We start from the raw sequence: 16,880 nt of genomic DNA on the forward strand, positions 1-16,880 counted from the left end.
TCAGTGTTTAAACTGCTTTAAGCCATCTTTATCCTTGTCTGTTCCGTTAATTTAACTTTCATCGCGCAGATAGCCAGCAAAGTGTCCTTGTTGGGTTGTCTTCTTGCGGGTTTTGGGGGAGAATGCGCGCCGAAAAAATGGCCGAGGTACTCAGTATCTCGGTTATTTTTATTTAGAGAGTATGTGTTTTAAAACAATTGAGGCCGGTAAACATCCGGAAATGATATGAGGTTCGGCTGAACCTATTTTAATGAGGACAAATCAATGGGGCTGTTGTGCACCGAATTTTCGGTCATTGCCGTAAATCAAGTTGTTGAGTTAGCCATTAAGCCTAAAGTGCTGATGGTGAGTCACATGCCAGAACCAATTGCAGATGCATGGTTAGTTGTTCACCCCTGTGCAATGGGGGCGTGCTCATGAGTCAACACAAACCGGGTTTGAAGCAGACCCTCAATTTATGGCAAGTGGTAGTGATGGGGCTCGCCTATCTCACGCCTATGGCTGTTTTTGACACCTTTGGTATTGTTTCTGAGATTACCTCTGGCCATGTGGCTACGTCTTATCTATTCGCGCTGGCGGGAATTTTGTTTACCGCGTTCAGTTACGGCCACTTAGTGCGTAAATATCCCTACGCAGGATCAGCCTACACCTACGCCCAGAAAACTTTTAGTCCGAATGTCGGTTTTATGGTGGGCTGGTCGTCGCTACTTGATTATATGTTTATGCCAATGATCAACATGTTGCTGGCAAAAATCTATTTAACTGCCATGTTCCCCACTGTCGAACCTTGGATCTTCATTTTCGCACTCGTTACCATAATGACCCTGCTCAATCTTAAAGGGATTGATCTGGTGGCTAACTTTAATGGGGTGATAGTGTTTGTGCAAATCGCCATTATCCTCGTGTTTATTGGTCTAATGGCCTATAGCATTTCCCTTGGTGAGGGCGAAGGTGTGATTGCAAGCGTGCGACCATTTTATGCCGAGAATATGTCGATTGTGCCGTTATTTACTGGTGCCACTATTCTGTGTTTTTCCTTCCTCGGCTTTGACGGTTTGAGCTCGCTGACCGAAGAAACTAAAGATGCTCAACGTGTTATTCCTCGCGCGATTGTGTTGACCGCCTTGATTGGTGGGGTGATTTTTGTCGGCGTGTCTTATTTTCTTCAACTTTATTTCCCCGACATTTCCCGCTTCCAGGAGCTTGATGCTGTGTTGCCCGAAATCGCACTCTACGTTGGAGGAAACCTATTCCAGTCCATCGTATTAGTGGCGACTACTGTGGCGGTGTTGGCATCCGGTATGGCTGCCCATGCTGGGGTTGCACGGATTTTGTATGTGATGGGGCGGGACAACATGCTGCCACGTAAAGGGTTTGCTTATATCCACCCTAAGTGGCGCACCCCTGCATTTAATGTTTTGTTGGTGGGGGCATTGGCGCTGTCTGCGGTATCATTTGATTTGGAAATGGCCTTAGCCTTAGTTAATTTTGGCGCCTTAGTGGCATTCACCTTCGTTAACTTATCCGTCATTGTGCAGTTTTATGTGAGGGAGCGACGTAATCAATCCTTTAAGGATCACCTGCAATACTTAGTCTTGCCCCTGTGTGGCGCCGGCACTATTGGTGTGCTTTGGGCAAACTTAGAGCCACAGTCTTTAGAGTTGGGATTGATTTGGGCTGCAGTGGGAGCCTTATATCTAGCCCTGCGTAGCTTACGTTTACGCCGAACTGTAGAGTTACAAAATTAGTTGCAGCATAGGATTGTAGAGTCGCAGCTATTGCTAACAACTGACAAGGGTTTGATTGAGGCATCATAGTCTTCTAATAAAACGTCCAATTGAAAAGACCCGCATTCGCGGGTCTTTTGTTTATGTGTTAATTAGCTATTATTGCAGCAGAACATTGAACTTAAGTAGGGTTTGGACACCACGAGGTGTGTTCACTGTTAGCACCACTTGGCTGCTAGCGGTTTCAGTATTTTTGAGGTAAAAGTCCGCCATACTTGCATTAGCATCATTCGTTTTAGGCACAGTATAAGGCGTTGACAGTAATTCACCTTTATCTGCATCTACATTAAGCGTTGTACTAGAGGGCATAATTTGATCGGCACTATCGTAGAGTTTTACGATAAATTTGGATGTTTGCCCAGCTGGTATGGCCGTTAACGAATCAAGATTGTTAAGAATATTTTGACCTTGGTGATCTTCATATACTTTGACACCATCTTGCCACAGGGTGAAATACGCTTTAGAGCCAGACATTATCATCACGACAGCTTTGCGGACGTAAGTTTTATTGGCTTGTCCTGTTCCGCAGAGTGCGCCTTGACATTGAGGACCGTTAAACTTGCCATCGGCACCTTTATAGGTGTCGCTAGCGAGGTTATCGAAATAACGTTCACCACTATCATAGGCGAAGTTTTCGTTATCATCGCGAAAGGCTGTCGGCAAATCGCTAAAACCTGAGTTGTGGAATGTTTCTACATCTAGGCCGTTACCACGACAGGCAACGGGGGCGCCATTCATTAAGCAGGCTTTTAGAATTGCACCACCATCGGCTGAATCAAACTGGTTGTTACCATTGGTATCGAAAAAGGTTTCATGGCCTAACGCATAAGCTAGCACAGTTATACGATGGTCCTGAGGTCTTGGATCGCTCGAGGTCCAAGTGACGCTACAGGCACCATTTTGGGTTAAGCAGCTTGGCTCTATTTGGCCGCCTTCACTGGTAAAGTTAACTGTTGTGTCATTTGGCGCTGGGTTGCCAAAACTATCGGACAGTCTAGCGGTCACTGTGACTTTCTCACCATCTACATTACCCGCTTCAGGATTGGCATTCGTAGTTGCTAGACTAAACCCAAGCTGTTGCGGTAAGCCGGTATTGACTGTTAGTTGCTCTGACTGGCTAGTGATGACTTCGCTCGTATCAGCGTCAACGGCAGTAGCGACTACGCGCACGGGTGTCGGTACTGTGCCGGATAATACGCGCACACTGGCGATACCTTGGGAGTTAGTCAGGCTTTGCGCATTCGCAGTGCCATTGGCAAAACTTAAACCGCCAACCACAGTGTCTAAGGTAAAGCTGACTTTCTGTTGCGCTGCGGGTTGACCATTAGCGCTGGTGACTTTGAAGCTGACTAAAGAGGATTCGCTTGAACCTGTGCCGCCCGCACCTTTAATGCGAATTTGTGCCGGCTCTGCCGACTCAAAACTTAAGCTGGCAAGTGTTTGGCGTTGCAGTGTGAACGGGAAATTCGCCGTTAGCGTCTGATTGCCGGCCACTGTCGTGGCGATGATTTGGTCGCTACGTTCACTGTTGCCACTGCAACTGGTGTCTTGGAAGGTTGAGCTCGCATTACCCGATAAGGTCGTAACTGGGGTATCGAGTGTCGCACTATTACTGCTGGTGCAATCTGAGCTAAAGCTGATGGAAGAGGGTGCTTGCACTCGGGTAATAGTACCGTCATTGGCCTCTAAGACTAAACTTGCGGTCACCCCAAAGCTGCCACCTGCGCTGATTGTATATGCGCTATTGGCATCGGCCGTTAAGGTACTCGCCAATTTGCCTTCGGTAAAAACAGCGCCATTGAATGAGCCGAGTTTCAGCGTACCTTCTTGATTGACCGCATCTTTACTCAACACTTCATACAGACTGCTGGTTTGCAACGATTGACCTTGATAGTCCACTGTTACTGTGAGGGAGTTTGCCCCTAATTCAGTTGCACTTGGCGTATAGGGCACCTGCGCAATACCTTGGGTGTTGGTCAGCGCACTTGCAGGATTCAGCGCTGCAGAACCTGCGGTGAACGTCACTTTCGCGCCTTCGATACCTTTGCTTTCGCTATCGAGCAATATGGCTTGCAGTTGCACTGGCTCATCGACTTTAAAGCGAGTCACTAAGGCTGCGCTGTTTAAAATACTGGCGCTGAGTTTAGGCGTTTCAATTGTGCTGCCACTGCCTGAACCAACGAACTCGTAGTTACGACTCGCAGTTAATGCGTCGGCATCTGACGGCGTATAGCTAACCGTTGCTGTACCGGCTTCTTCGGTTAACGTAGGGTTAGAAATGATGGCTTCGGCAACGCCATCGGCATTGGTGAGTTTAGTTGCAGGCGCAACAGTGCCTAAAGTGGCAGTGAAGCTAACGAGCTGACCGCTGAGTTTACTCGAGCCTTTTTTTAAGGTGGCGACGGCACAAAAACTAGCATCGGAAGCAAAGCTTAAGTTAGTGGTTGTATCGGCACACTTGCCGTTGACTACAGTTTTATAGCCCAGTGTTAAGCTGTAGCTGTCTGTTGTACCGTCAGTGTCGGTGCCATCTGCGGCGCCGTTACAACCACTGAGCGCTAATGCGCCCAGTAATGCCCAAGAAAATACCGATAACGTTTTGCTAAGTCGCATAAGCAACATCCTTGTGGGGCTGAAGTTAATTAGTCTTGGATTTCGCTGCGTAGATATTTAAACAGCTCTTTAGATGATTTTGATTCTGGACCTTTGGCCAGTTCTTTGGTGGCTTGACGCACCAAAGTACGCAGTTTTTGTCTGTCTAATTGCGGATAATGCTCGACGACAGTTTGAATTTCATCATCACCTTGGGTGAGTAAGCGTTCACGCATTTTTTCGAACATCTGCAACTTCGCAGTTTCGTTGTTGTTTTTATTCAACACGATAGCGAGTGAAGCCTTGATAGGCTCAATATCAAAATTACGCATCAATTTGCCGATATACTGCATGTGGCGACGATACGCCTCAGTATTGACCTTGATTTTGCGTGTTTGCAGGATAGCGTCGTACAAAAACTCATCCAGCTCGATTTTATCTAGCTGAGTCTTGCTCAGTGAAACAAGCTCCATACCGACTTTTTGCACGGCTTCGCTGTCGCGCTTGTCCGTTGTTTTGCTGCTGACATAATCTTCATCTATGTCGTAGGGCTGTTTAAAATGTTCTGAATCACCAACAATCTTCATATAGATAAAACCTCAAGTAATTTACTGGCTAATAATAACATCTCCAACCAAAAATCGCCTAGGTGAATGTGTTTATACCCAAGCTACCTGAAGATACGAGTTTCAGAGCGCCTAGGGTGCTTCAATTCAAGGCGCATCAATGACAGAATGTCGGCCACCTTTTGAATTGATGCAACACGGAAGTGGAGTGCCCTAGGCGCTCCGTCCCGGCGGGTTTTAACGCACTTTATGCTGTGTTGGTTATTTTTAACTTAGCCCGCTAGGCCTGCAAATAACCGCCTTGCCTAAAGTGCGTTAAACTCCCGCTGAATCCTGCATCTTCAGGTTGTTTGGGTATAGGATACGCTCTCAAGCCTAAGTCGGCCGCGAATAATTAATGTGAATGGGTTTTGTGTTTGTTATGCTACGGCAATTGCCGACAACGAAAGAGTAGCTTTGTGTCTTTGAACAGAATCGATAGTGAATTGGGCGCGCTGAAAGATGCGGTGGCCGTGGCGCTGGAATATGCCAACAAATTAGGAACGAATGCTGCCGAAGTGGCAATCAGTAAACAACAAGGTTTGTCGGTTTCTACCCGTTTAAAAGAAGTCGAAACCGTTGAATTTAATAAAGATGGTGCCTTAGGGATTACGGTTTACCGCGATGGTTGCAAGGGCAGTTCATCAACGTCGGATTTAAGTCCAGAGGCCATCGCCTTAGCGGTGAAAGCGGCCGACGATATCGCCCGTTATACTTCTCCCGATCCATTCAGTGGTCTTGCCGATAAAGCCTTGATGGCAACTCAGATCCGCGATCTTCAGCTGTATTATCCAGAAGATATTTCCCCCGATGAGTTAGCCCAACTGGCGATCCGCGCCGAAACTGCGGCACTCGATGCCGATCCGCGCATTAATAATTCCGACGGCGCCAGTGCCAATGCTCACACTGCGGTTAAAGTGTATGGCAACAGCCACGGTTTCTTAAACGGGTATTGCAGCTCGCGTTATAGCTTAAGCTGCAGCGTGATCGGTGAAGATAGCGAAGGCAATATGCAACGGGATTACGATTACACTATCGCCCGTAAATTCAGCGAGATGCTTGCACCTGAAACGGTCGGTTTAAAAACAGCCGAGAAGACAGTAAGCCGCCTCGGTGCGCGCAAGATTGCTACCACGCGTTTACCTATTTTATTGGCGCCAGATATCGCCACAGGGTTAATCGGCCACTTCATCGGTGCGATCAGCGGTGGCAGTTTATACCGTAAATCCAGTTTCTTATTGGATTCGATCAACACCCAAATCTTCCCCGATTGGTTCAATATTGAAGAACAGCCGCATTTACTGGGCGCACTGGCGAGCGCGAACTACGACAGCGAAGGCGTGTCGACCCAAGATAGACGGATTATCGACCGCGGCATGTTAGAAACCTATTTGCTGACCAGCTACTCGGCGCGCAAGTTAGGCTTAACCAACACGGGTCACGCGGGTGGTATTTATAACTGGACGCTCGGCCACACAGGCCAAACCTTCGACGAATTGGTAAAAGACATGGGCACAGGTTTGATTGTGACCGAAGTTATGGGCCAAGGCGTGAACATGGTAACGGGCGATTATTCCCGAGGTGCGGCGGGTTTCTACGTTGAAAATGGTGAGATCCAATATCCAGTGGAAGAAATCACTATCGCGGGTAACTTGAAAGAGATGTTCCGTGGCGTGCAAGCCGTGAGTAAGGATTTTGATCTGCGCTCATCGATTCGTACCGGCGGTATCCTGTTATCTGAAATGAAGATTGCGGGTAACTAATCCATAGCTTCACTCGTTCAGCCGTGCTGCATAGTACGCTTAAGTCGTCTCAGCGTTTTAGTGCCTGTGCTTTAGCGCTAGTAGCATGAATATGGTTTGAGCATAAAAAAGGGCAAGCGATTAATCACTTAATCTGCTTGCCCTTTTTGTTTAACGTTTGGATTAGAGTTATTCGCCCTAAAAAACCGTGTCGTTAAAAAGCCATGTGGTTAAAAACTATGTTATTAAAAACAGTGCCTTTAAAATCGGTCGTTAAAACGCATAGCTTGCGCTGAGTTCGAACGAGCGACCTGCACCGGCAATCTGGTTAAAGCCATTGGTGTTATCGGCCTTAAATTCCGCCACACTCACACCGCCCAGCGGCAGCTCATAGTAACTGTCGAATAGGTTATTCACGGCGAAGGTGACAGTCAGATCCTGCCATTTCATGCTGCTGTTCAAGTTAAGCAAGGAGTAGCTATCGGTTTCATTTTCAAGGCGGCGGTCATCCACGCGATCTTTGGTCGCAACCCATTGCCATGAAAGGCTGTTTTCCCAGTTACCGAGTTGATGTTGCAGTGCCAGCTCAGTTTGCAGCGGCTTGATTTGATATAAAGGCTCATTGCCTTCATCTCGCTCACCACGGGTCACATTTACTTTGCCTAACACTTGCCATTTACCTGTGCTGGTTTCGGCAAACTGATAGAGCGCATTAAAACGTGCACCATAGAGATTGGCATCTAAGTTAGTGAATTGAAGAATATTGCGTTTGCCATCAGCTGAGCTAGTGCGATTGAAACTGCCAATCACTTCTGCATCGATATAGTCAGTCACCGCTGTGTACCAAGCTGTGGTCGAGACTTGCCAGCTATCACCGTTATATTTGTAGGCCGCGCTCAGGGTATGGGCAGTTTCTGGCTTAAGATCTGGATTACCTACATAACCATTACCATCGCCATACCAACCTATCATAGTGGTTGCCATAGTGCCGCGACCCCAGCTGTAACGCTCGTACAGATTGGGGGCTCGATTCTTGCGGGCAAGGCCAAACTCAAGTTGTTGATTGGCCGATAACTGATAGCGCGCCAGTAAAGTGGCGTCAATCAGATCATCATTACGCTCTCTGTCCATCTCGTTAAAGGCCTGCGCCGCAGCGGCATCCATATTCGGCATGCCCATCATTGGCATGTCACTATAAGCTTGGACTTCACCGGTATTAGTGGTGACATACTCAAAGCGAACACCCGCCGATAACCACCAGCTTGGACTCAAATCTTGCTGCCATTCGCCATAAACGGCGGCGCGGCGGCGTTCACCATCGTTGATGTTGATGTAGTCATTGGGCGCCATCATAGTGCCAGGCACCGCAGGCCAAACATCGTCGAGCTGGTAGCTATAATATTCTTGGCCGACCAGTAAGGTGCTGTCATCACCCATTGGCAAACGCCAGTGCAGTTGATAGCTGTAGTCATCACCTTCAGTGTTCATTGGCATCTTGCCGGTTTTTTCTGGGGTGAAAAAGCCCATCTCGTGTTTCACGCCGTGCCAGTTTACTTGGGCACTGAATTCACCGTCATCGTCGAGTTTGAGTTGATAACGGGCGAGGGCACCGTAACTCTTGTTATCCGTCATGTCCATGTATTGGTTAGCAAAACCTTGGAATGGAATATTTTGGTGGGTCAATTTGATGGCAACTTCTTGAGTCTCATCGCGCCATGCGGCGGTCAGTGCATGGTTTTGTGCGCGGTACAGGGTATCGATGACTTTATCGCCATTGCCATCTTTATAGCTGTTGGCATCTTCATAGGCGCCTTGATAGCTAAGACTGACATTTTTGCTGGCGACAGTGGCGTTGGTACCGAGTAATAAAGTGTCACTCACGCTGCGGTATCCCGTTGAAATATCGCCACTATTCCACTTGATAGCCTCGCTTTCACCAAATTTAGGGTTAAGGCTGCTAACCTTAATCACGCCCGCAATATTGTCGCCACCGGCACTGACTGGCGATACGCCCGCAATAACTTCGGCTGTAGTGATTTGATTGGCGGAGATATAGGACAGCGGTGGATTCATTTGGTTGGCGCAGGAAGCAGTAATGTCCGCACCATCAACTAACACTTTGATGCGATCGCCCATCATGCCATTGAGAATAGGCAGAGCTGATACGCCACCCGCTTCGGAGAAATCTACTCCTTGTCCTTTCAGCAGGTTTTCAGCCGAACCTAGCGTGTTGCGGTTTTCGGTCTGTTGGCCGTGGACTTCTAAGCGTTCAATATTGGCTAATTCGCTGTCATCGGCCATTGCCTGTGGCGCTAGCGATAAGCCCATGGCGATTGCGAGGGATGAGGAAATTACTGAAGTTTTAAACGGGTGAGATAAATACGCAGAATTTGCAGCCATCTTATTGTCTTCCATTCACTTGGATTAATTGCGCTGCATTATAAAGAGCATCTATGAGTGACAGGTGCGGCATATTGTCGCAGAGGGCAACAAAGCGGGTTAAAAACAGAATTGAGCTTGAGCAGAAGGTAAATTCCTCGCACTTGAATCACTTAGGCCATGATTTTCTTTGACTCTTTAAACATTGTGCTCATCAATCATCGATAAGCACATCAATGGAATCCTGCTTTATCGGCCGTTAGAGGAGGCGTGAGTTTTTAAGACTTGAGCTAACCAAAATACTTGCTATACAGCCGCTGAGTTTCGCCTTGGGAATCCATGGCAGCGAGTGCTTTGGCAAACTGGAAAGCTTTAGAATCAGGCGCTAACACTGTGGGATTATTGTCTGGGCTGATGGGGTTTTCGGCGCGATAGTTAGGGTTGTGCCTACCGCGGTAGTGGCGGCTTTTTTTAGAGAAGCCGAGGTACATTTCCTGCGCTGATTGGCAGCAGTTATAGTGGAGTTTGAACTGAGTGGGGTCGCGATCGTTAAGGTAATAATGCAGTGTGGTTTGATCATAGATGAAAAAATCCCCTTGGTTAGTAAGCAAATAATCCAAGGCTTTAGACACATTGAGTTCAGGCGGTTTACGTACTTGTATTTTGTCCGGCAGGCCGCCAAAGTCGTAACTGCCGGGGGCGATTAAGAGGGTCATCTTATTGTTGACTAACTGCTCAATCGAGCGAATATCGGCGGCGCCCGCACGGCTAATGCCTATGGCGCGTTCCGAAAGTCCATTAGGGATAAAGTGCGCGTATTTAGCCCGATCTTCGGTGAAGTTAAGCCCGGGATAAAAGTCGATATTGCCGAGTTTGAGATCCCGCAGTATGCGTAATTTAGGTGCGCGCACCACATTGAGTTTGCAGCCAATCTTGTCCGCTGCCGCTTGGTAAAGGTCGTGATAAAATCCCGTGTTATTGGGCTCATCTCCAATAAAAGGTAAGCGTTCGCTGGTGCGATACCCCATGGTAATCACACAGGCGTCTGAACTGGAAAAGGCATTGGCGAGCGGAGCTTGAAGTGTCATCAGTAAGAGCAGTGCGCCGAGCCAAGGTTGAGCGACTAACGTGGATTTCAAATTGATCTCCTTATCTGTCGATTACAAAGTGTAACCTGAGTGCCAATAAAGGTTATGGCAAAATCCGTAAACTAAATCTTAAAATTCATTAACTAAATCTTATTGATTATTAAGCTTAATATATTATTTTTGTTTGAATAATCTATCATACTTTCCTATTAGTCAACGCCATTTTTTATGTTGGAGTGCACAAACTCTGTACATCTGATTTGATTGCGTTATAGTTTGCGCTGTTAGGCCATGGGCTTAACTTTCATTAAGCAGTGAGGGATAAAATGACTAAGCAAAAACCGCAAAATATGACCTTAGAACACGAAAGTGGCCGAGGCACCATTACCGACAACGCACTTAAAGCGTTAGTGACGAGTCCCCTGTTTAGGACCCGCACCGAGAAAGCCAAAAAGGGCAAAGGGTCATATGACCGTAAGGCACAAAACCGAAAGGGGCATCAGCACAAGGGCGATGCCCCTTTTGACTTTCTACGTCTGAGCTTTTGTTAATCTGTTGTTTCCCCTGTTTTAGCCCGCTTGCTTTAGTCCCTCGTTAGTCCTGCCCGTTACTGCTACTTCGCCAGCCTCAACATCCGTCTTTACGCTTAAATCAGCTTTATTGCCGATAGTCGCTTTCCTTCTGAGAGCTTAGCTTGGAATGAATTGGTACTTTTACCCTGAGCGAGTATGGTGAACGCTTAGAGGGTTTTAGCGAAGGAGATGCGCATGGCACAGCAATATCGAATCGAACACGACACTATGGGTGAGATAAAAGTCCCCGCAGACTGTTATTGGGGCGCGCAAACCGAGCGTTCACGGCAGCACTTTCGTATCGGTGTCGAAGCGTCAATGCCGATTGAAGTGATCCATGCATTTGGTTATCTCAAAAAGGCCGCCGCCATCACCAATCAACAACTCGGCACTTTGACTCAAGCTAAAGCCCAACTGATTGCCCAAGTGTGCGATGAGCTGATTGCGGGCGAACTCGATACGCAATTTCCCTTGGTGATTTGGCAAACGGGCTCGGGCACGCAAACCAATATGAACGTCAATGAGGTGATCGCCTATCGCGGCCATGTGCTCTCAGGTGGGCAACTCACCGATGCGGTTAAATGTTTACATCCCAATGACGATGTTAATCGCTCGCAATCTTCCAACGATACTTTTCCCACCGCCATGCACATTGCCGCCTATCGCCAAGCGGTTGAGCTCGTTTTGCCCTGCATGAGGTTATTGCAGCAGAGCTTACAGAAGAAGGCCGAGGAGTTTGCGCAAATCGTTAAAATCGGTCGCACACATTTTATGGATGCAACACCGTTAACGTTAGGCCAAGAGTTTTCGGGTTACGCCGCGCAGTTAAGTCATGGCATCGAAGGCATTGAGCACAGTCTTAAGCGTGTGGCCGAGTTAGCCTTAGGTGCGACCGCCGTGGGCACTGGGCTGAATACACACAAGGATTACGCCGTTAAGGTGGCGGACAATATCGCAAAACTCACGGGCTTGCCCTTTGTGACGGCGCCGAATAAGTTTGCTGCCCTTGCTGCCCACGATGAATTAGTCTCCCTGTCGGCGGCCTATAAAGTGGCGGCGGTTAGTTTAATGAAGATCGCAAATGATATTAGGATGTTAGGTTCTGGCCCGCGCTGTGGCATTGGTGAGTTATTACTGCCTGAAAATGAACCCGGTTCGTCGATCATGCCGGGAAAAGTGAACCCAACTCAGGTCGAGGCTATGACTATGGTGTGCGCGCAAATCATGGGTAATGATGTCGCCGTTGGGATTGGCGGCAGCAATGGTCAGTTTGAGCTCAATGTGTTTAAGCCGATGATTATCGCCAATGTGCTGCAATCTGGGCGCTTATTGGGGGATGCTTGCCAATCGTTTCGCGATCATTGCGTGGTCGGCATAGTGGCGAACGAGTCACAAATCGCGCTACATGTGGAAAATTCACTCATGTTAGTGACGGCGCTAAATCAACATATCGGTTATGAAAAGGCCGCTAAGATAGCCAAAAAAGCCCATAGCGAGCATAAGACACTGCGCCAAGCGGCATTAGAACTTGAGTTTGTGACGGCAGAAGAATTCGAGCTTTGGGTTGATGCCAATAAGATGTTGGGGCCCGATGCTTAATGCTTAATTCATAACGTCTCATTCTAGCTGCTGATAAATCAGCGAAATTGAGGCTGGCAATGAATCAATATCGTGGGCCAAGACAGTGTGAAGAAACAGTGGAGTAAGGATGCTGAAGCATTCGCAGTGTTAATGCTTACGAAATGATAAAAACAAAAAGCGAACCAGAGGTTCGCTTTTGAGTCATAGCCTGTCCTATATCAGAACAGCTTAGTCTTGGGTGTCAGCGTCGACTACTTCGGCCCACAGATCGTGTTCGTCTGAATGGGTGATGCGGGCACGAACCAACATACCAGGTTCCAGCTCAGTTTCACCATTGATAAACACCATGCCGTCGATTTCAGGTGCATCGGCGAAGCTGCGGCCAATGGCGCCTTCTTCGTCTACATCATCAATCAGAATATCTAAAGTACGGCCAACGAAACGGGCTAAACGCTCGGCGCTGATCTCGGCTTGGAGTTCCATAAATCTGTGGTATCTGTCTTCTTTCACTTCTTCGCTGATAAGCTCAGCGATAGTGTTGGCGACAGCGCCATCGACTTCAGAATACTTAAAGCAACCGACGCGATCAAGACGTGCTTCTTTTAAGAAATCGAGCAGGATTTGGAAATCCTCTTCGGTTTCACCTGGGAAGCCGACGATGAAGGTCGAGCGGATCACTAGATCGGGACAAATTTCACGCCAGCGTTGAATCGCTTCTAACTGACGGTCAACACGGCCTGGACGCTTCATCATCTTCAGGATGCGCGGGCTAGCATGCTGCATTGGAATATCCAAATACGGCAGGATTAAACCTTCCGCCATTAGCGGGATCAAATCGTCAACCCATGGGTAGGGATAGATATAATGCAGACGCACCCAAGCGCCCATTTTACCCAGTTGGCGCGCTAGGCTAGTAATGTCTTGCTTGACTGGCATACCGTTCCAAAAATCGGTACGACCGCCTTTGTCTTTGCCGTAGGCCGAGGTGTCTTGGCTCACAACTAGAATTTCTTGTACGCCTGATTCCACTAAACGCTTAGCTTCATCTAAGATGCTGCCCGCTGGGCGGCTGTCGAGATCGCCACGTAGCGAAGGAATAATGCAGAAAGTACAACGGTTGTCGCAACCTTCTGAAATCTTTAAATAAGCGTAATGCTTAGGCGTTAACTTAACCCCAGTTTGTGGGATTAATGAGGTGAAAGGGTTGTGCTCTGGCTTAGGCACATATTTATGAACGTGCTTCAACACGGCTTCGTAGCTGTGTGGGCCAGTGATTTCTAACACATCTGGGTGCACTTCGCGGATTTGGTTTTCTTTGGCGCCAAGGCAGCCAGTGACGATCACTTTGCCGTTTTCTTCTAAGGCTTCACGCACAGCATCTAGAGACTCTTCCACCGCAGCATCGATAAAGCCGCAGGTATTGACGATAACTAAGTCGGCATTGTCGTAGCTATTAGTGACTTCGTAGCCGTCGATGCGTAACTGAGTCAGAATACGCTCTGAATCCACGAGGTTTTTTGGGCAGCCCAAAGACACGAAACCGATGCGATTCCCAGTGGTAACAGCATTAGTGCTTGCTGCTTCTAATGTTTTGACTGGGATATCAAGCGTGGTCGTTTGCTTGGGTTTAAAAGTTTCAACTGTCATGGTTTCTCGCTGAGGTATAAGCCGCCTTAAAAAAGTTGGCGGATTATACCTGAAGTGATTAAAAGGTACAGTAGCTTTGGCTGAAAAGTGTACAACTGGGGCGCTGAATATGCCAGTTAACCCTAAGGCCTATTTTGGGTGTGGATATAGGAAGACAAGCCAAAGATCCAAGGTCGAACTCATCTGGATAAAAAGCGCTAAACATTTTTCAGAAAAATTAACCCTTTTTAAAATTGGCCGCGTTTATAGGGGCAAGAGACAATTTCTTGATGCTGTTACATATTGGCACAAGTATTGGCACTTTTTACTGATAGCCTAAGCGCTAAATAAGCGACACAGTCGTTTTAGCCGTCTCGTTTTGAATATGCGTTCTATTTGAAGTGGTTTAGGTATAAGCACATTATTTTGGAGTAAGTTATGAAAAATTCTCTTTTAGCGGTATTGGTGGCGGGTGGTCTTTTTTCTAGCGTGTTTATGGCGCCAGCGGTACTCGCCGCTGAGGTCGATTTCCCGCATATTGAAACCATGGGTGTGAGTCAAATCCAAGTCGAGCCCGATATGGCGGATGTGAATGTGGAAGTGGCCGTGACCGAAAAAACCGCTAAAGCCGCCAAAGATAATTCCGATGCCGCCGTGGCTAAGTTTATCGCCCGTCTCACCGCAGCGGGTGTGACTAAAGATCAGATCCAGAGCGCGAATTTAAATCTGCAGCCGCAATACGTCTATGTGCAGGATAAAGCGCCAGAGCTGACGGGTTATACTGCCAGTCGCCAAATTACCGTGACGGTAACAGACTTAAGCCGCTTGAATGCAATCTTAGATTCTGCCTTAGAAGAGGGCATGAATCGGGTGAATAACATCGCCCTTAAGTCGAGCAAAGAAGCTGAATACGTCGCCAAAGCACGTCAAGCCGCGATTGTGGATGCCAAACAAAAAGCCGAATATTTGGCTAAAGGCTTTGGTGAAAATCTCGGTAAGATCTGGCAGATCCGTTATTACGATCAACGCCCTGTGCAACCTGTCATGTTACGCATGAGCGCTAAAGCCGATGCCATGGGCGCCGCCGAGAGTTATCAATATGGTCAAGTGAGCATAGAAGATAGAGTTGAAGTGATTTATAAACTGAAGTAAATCAGTCTGAGGCCTATGGTGATGGATGAAGCTCCTATTGGGATTCATCCATTTTTTTATGCCGTTTACAATCGTTTTATATTTTTGGAAATAGCATTCTTCACTCTATATGTGATGGATTTTATTAGGATGATGAACAGTAAAAACTGGCAAATTTAAGTATTTATCCTCACACTAGTAAGGTTAATGTTTAGGAGGCCGTTTATGGATTTTCCCGCTCGAATAAAGCAACAAACTTGCATGGATTGCTTAAGTGGTAAGTCATTAGGATTTGAAATTCGAATGGCATTTCAACCTATTATCCATTGGCCTAGTCGTGAGATTAGCGGTTATGAAGCTCTGGTCAGAGGCCCTGATGGTGAAGGGGCTGCGTGGGTGTTTGAGCGGATTAATGAAAATAATAAATACTATTTTGATCAGGCTTGCCGTGTTAAAGCGATAGAAACCGCTTCAAAACTGGGACTCGATAAGATGCTCAGTATCAACTTTTTACCTAATGCCGTATATAACCCTGAGACCTGTATCCGTGCGACGATTGAAGCCGCCGACATGTATGGGTTTGATATTCACAAAATCATGTTCGAAGTGACTGAGGGCGAGCAAATTGTCGATCGGGCAAAATTAGTCCGTATCTTCGAGAGCTATGCTAAGCGTGGTTTTATCACGGCAATCGATGATTTTGGCAGTGGTTTTGCTGATTTAAGCTGGCTCGAAGCCCTGCGCCCTCAAGTATTAAAACTTGATATGACCTTGATCCGTGATATCGATCTTGATAGAGAAAAGCAGTTAGCCGTGGATGAAATACTGCGTATTTGTTTAGAGCTTAATACAAGAGTTTTGGCCGAAGGCATTGAGACTGAAGCCGAACTTAATTATCTCGCTGGAATAGGGATTGAGTATTTTCAGGGTTATTATTTTGCCAAACCACGACTCGAATATTTGAGTTCCTATGAAGAGTTGAGCTTTCATGCACCATAGCTGCGCTCGTTCGACGTCTTAAACTATCTGGTTATTCTTCTGCTTTGTGCGTTTACCATCGAATCTAAAATATTTAATTAACAGACACTTGCCTGCACGTTAAGTGCGGCGAGTGTGTCTGTGCCTGTCAGTAAAAACGACAAACGCGATGATGGCTTAGTTTAAATTGGGGCGGATATTTGAATCGTTGCTCTTACCCTTGCGGAGTTAGCGCCGCGAAAAGGTGGTGATATCGACACATCTGACTAAGCTTACTGACTCAAACAAAGGAGGTGTTATGAAACAATTTACAGTTTTAACCCTATTAGTATCTTGTTCCTTACTGCTAGCTAGCCCAGTATTTGCCCACGGTGAAATCGGTGAACCCTCGGATGGCGCCAAGGGAATGGCGGGTGCCATGGGCACCATAGAATTTAAACCCTCAGATTGGCAAGAGAATAAACAGAGCTGGTGGAAGGACAGTGATGGTGTTGCGCCCGGTGTTGCCGGTTGCCATGTCGGTACCGATGCACAAGGTGTGCCTAATGGCAGAATGTTTGGTGAGGCGTGTTTGCCCGATGGCTTGTTAGTCGAATCCAATCCCGGCAAAGATGTGATACACGGTCACAGTGACGACTTAGGTCATCCTGATACCTTTGACTGTAATGCTTGGTGTGTCGGCGAAGGTAAAACTGCGGGTATGTGTGAAGTGGCCGCCGCGCCGCCTTGCGAGCAATCCGCGAGATGCGCCTGCAAGTAGTTAATTGCGAGTGTGAGCTCGATGTGTGTTGTGAGTTCA

13 protein-coding genes are annotated in these 16,880 nt (G+C 47.3%); 8 read left to right on the forward strand and 5 right to left on the reverse strand.

Going from position 1 to position 16,880, the window contains the following annotated elements; all coding sequences use genetic code 11:
- The first annotated feature begins 264 nt into the window (after positions 1-264).
- Positions 265-420 carry a hypothetical protein gene (locus OX890_RS04855; protein WP_268650175.1) on the forward strand — a complete coding sequence of 52 codons (156 nt, stop codon included), beginning with the start codon at positions 265-267 and terminating at the stop codon, positions 418-420.
- Entirely contained in the window at positions 417-1,748 is a 1,332-nt protein-coding gene (locus OX890_RS04860) for an APC family permease (RefSeq protein ID WP_268650176.1), read from the forward strand. The genes OX890_RS04855 and OX890_RS04860 overlap by 4 nt, the downstream gene beginning before the upstream one ends.
- 138 nt (positions 1,749-1,886) lie before the next feature.
- On the opposite strand, the gene OX890_RS04865 is transcribed toward OX890_RS04860, so the two are convergent.
- Both OX890_RS04865 and yjgA read right to left on the reverse strand, forming a co-directional pair.
- Positions 1,887-4,400 carry an Ig-like domain-containing protein gene (locus OX890_RS04865; protein ID WP_268650177.1) on the reverse strand — a complete coding sequence of 838 codons (2,514 nt, stop codon included), beginning with the start codon at positions 4,398-4,400 and terminating at the stop codon, positions 1,887-1,889.
- A gap of 29 nt (positions 4,401-4,429) precedes the next feature.
- Positions 4,430-4,966 (reverse strand): ribosome biogenesis factor YjgA, encoded by a 537-nt coding sequence (gene yjgA / locus OX890_RS04870; RefSeq protein ID WP_105251298.1) that lies wholly within the window; start codon positions 4,964-4,966, stop codon positions 4,430-4,432.
- Between the two features lie 437 nt (positions 4,967-5,403).
- Between yjgA and pmbA the strand changes: the two genes are divergently transcribed.
- Positions 5,404-6,747, forward strand: a complete 1,344-nt coding sequence (gene pmbA, locus OX890_RS04875; RefSeq protein WP_006083239.1) for a metalloprotease PmbA — start codon at positions 5,404-5,406, stop codon at positions 6,745-6,747.
- 252 nt (positions 6,748-6,999) lie between these two features.
- Here the strand turns inward: pmbA and OX890_RS04880 are convergent, their stop codons facing one another.
- Together OX890_RS04880 and OX890_RS04885 are read right to left on the reverse strand one after the other, a co-directional pair.
- Positions 7,000-9,126, reverse strand: coding sequence for a TonB-dependent receptor (locus tag OX890_RS04880; protein ID WP_268650178.1), 2,127 nt, complete (start codon positions 9,124-9,126; stop codon positions 7,000-7,002).
- Between the two features lie 269 nt (positions 9,127-9,395).
- Positions 9,396-10,244 (reverse strand): substrate-binding periplasmic protein, encoded by an 849-nt coding sequence (locus tag OX890_RS04885; RefSeq protein ID WP_126491094.1) that lies wholly within the window; start codon positions 10,242-10,244, stop codon positions 9,396-9,398.
- 275 nt (positions 10,245-10,519) lie between these two features.
- On the opposite strand from OX890_RS04885, the gene OX890_RS04890 reads away from it, so the two are divergent.
- Both OX890_RS04890 and fumC read left to right on the forward strand, forming a co-directional pair.
- The gene (locus OX890_RS04890) at positions 10,520-10,744 is read left to right on the forward strand and encodes a ribosome alternative rescue factor ArfA (protein WP_006083236.1); all 225 of its coding nucleotides are present in this window, start codon (positions 10,520-10,522) and stop codon (positions 10,742-10,744) included.
- Between the two features lie 216 nt (positions 10,745-10,960).
- The gene (fumC, locus tag OX890_RS04895) at positions 10,961-12,364 is read left to right on the forward strand and encodes a class II fumarate hydratase (RefSeq protein ID WP_268650179.1); all 1,404 of its coding nucleotides are present in this window, start codon (positions 10,961-10,963) and stop codon (positions 12,362-12,364) included.
- 210 nt (positions 12,365-12,574) lie between these two features.
- Here the strand turns inward: fumC and rimO are convergent, their stop codons facing one another.
- The gene (gene rimO, locus OX890_RS04900; protein ID WP_198573078.1) at positions 12,575-13,993 is read right to left on the reverse strand and encodes a 30S ribosomal protein S12 methylthiotransferase RimO; all 1,419 of its coding nucleotides are present in this window, start codon (positions 13,991-13,993) and stop codon (positions 12,575-12,577) included.
- Between the two features lie 417 nt (positions 13,994-14,410).
- Here rimO and OX890_RS04905 point away from each other — a divergent pair, with 417 nt between their 5' ends.
- The 3 genes from OX890_RS04905 to OX890_RS04915 all read left to right on the forward strand — a co-directional run bounded on the left by OX890_RS04905 (position 14,411) and on the right by OX890_RS04915 (position 16,841).
- Positions 14,411-15,124 carry an oxidative stress defense protein gene (locus tag OX890_RS04905; RefSeq protein ID WP_268650180.1) on the forward strand — a complete coding sequence of 238 codons (714 nt, stop codon included), beginning with the start codon at positions 14,411-14,413 and terminating at the stop codon, positions 15,122-15,124.
- A 204-nt stretch (positions 15,125-15,328) separates the two neighbouring features.
- Positions 15,329-16,102: an EAL domain-containing protein gene (locus tag OX890_RS04910; RefSeq protein WP_268650181.1), complete on the forward strand. Its 774-nt coding sequence runs from the start codon at positions 15,329-15,331 to the stop codon at positions 16,100-16,102.
- A gap of 277 nt (positions 16,103-16,379) precedes the next feature.
- Positions 16,380-16,841 (forward strand): hypothetical protein, encoded by a 462-nt coding sequence (locus tag OX890_RS04915; RefSeq protein WP_126491099.1) that lies wholly within the window; start codon positions 16,380-16,382, stop codon positions 16,839-16,841.
- Positions 16,842-16,880 lie beyond the last annotated feature (39 nt).

This window comes from Shewanella sp. DAU305 (assembly GCF_026802235.1).
Lineage (GTDB): Bacteria > Pseudomonadota > Gammaproteobacteria > Enterobacterales > Shewanellaceae > Shewanella > Shewanella baltica.

Bases quoted from the DNA above. Each gene is read 5' to 3' on its own strand.
- OX890_RS04915 (WP_126491099.1), top strand. From the start codon at position 16,380: ATGAAACAATTTACAGTTTTAACCCTATTAGTATCTTGTTCCTTACTG.
- OX890_RS04890 (WP_006083236.1), top strand. From the start codon at position 10,520: ATGACTAAGCAAAAACCGCAAAATATGACCTTAGAACACGAAAGTGGC.
- yjgA (WP_105251298.1), bottom strand. From the start codon at position 4,966: ATGAAGATTGTTGGTGATTCAGAACATTTTAAACAGCCCTACGACATA.
- fumC (WP_268650179.1), top strand. From the start codon at position 10,961: ATGGCACAGCAATATCGAATCGAACACGACACTATGGGTGAGATAAAA.
- OX890_RS04855 (WP_268650175.1), top strand. From the start codon at position 265: ATGGGGCTGTTGTGCACCGAATTTTCGGTCATTGCCGTAAATCAAGTT.
- OX890_RS04860 (WP_268650176.1), top strand. From the start codon at position 417: ATGAGTCAACACAAACCGGGTTTGAAGCAGACCCTCAATTTATGGCAA.
- OX890_RS04910 (WP_268650181.1), top strand. From the start codon at position 15,329: ATGGATTTTCCCGCTCGAATAAAGCAACAAACTTGCATGGATTGCTTA.
- rimO (WP_198573078.1), bottom strand. From the start codon at position 13,993: ATGACAGTTGAAACTTTTAAACCCAAGCAAACGACCACGCTTGATATC.
- OX890_RS04905 (WP_268650180.1), top strand. From the start codon at position 14,411: ATGAAAAATTCTCTTTTAGCGGTATTGGTGGCGGGTGGTCTTTTTTCT.
- OX890_RS04865 (WP_268650177.1), bottom strand. From the start codon at position 4,400: ATGCGACTTAGCAAAACGTTATCGGTATTTTCTTGGGCATTACTGGGC.
- OX890_RS04880 (WP_268650178.1), bottom strand. From the start codon at position 9,126: ATGGCTGCAAATTCTGCGTATTTATCTCACCCGTTTAAAACTTCAGTA.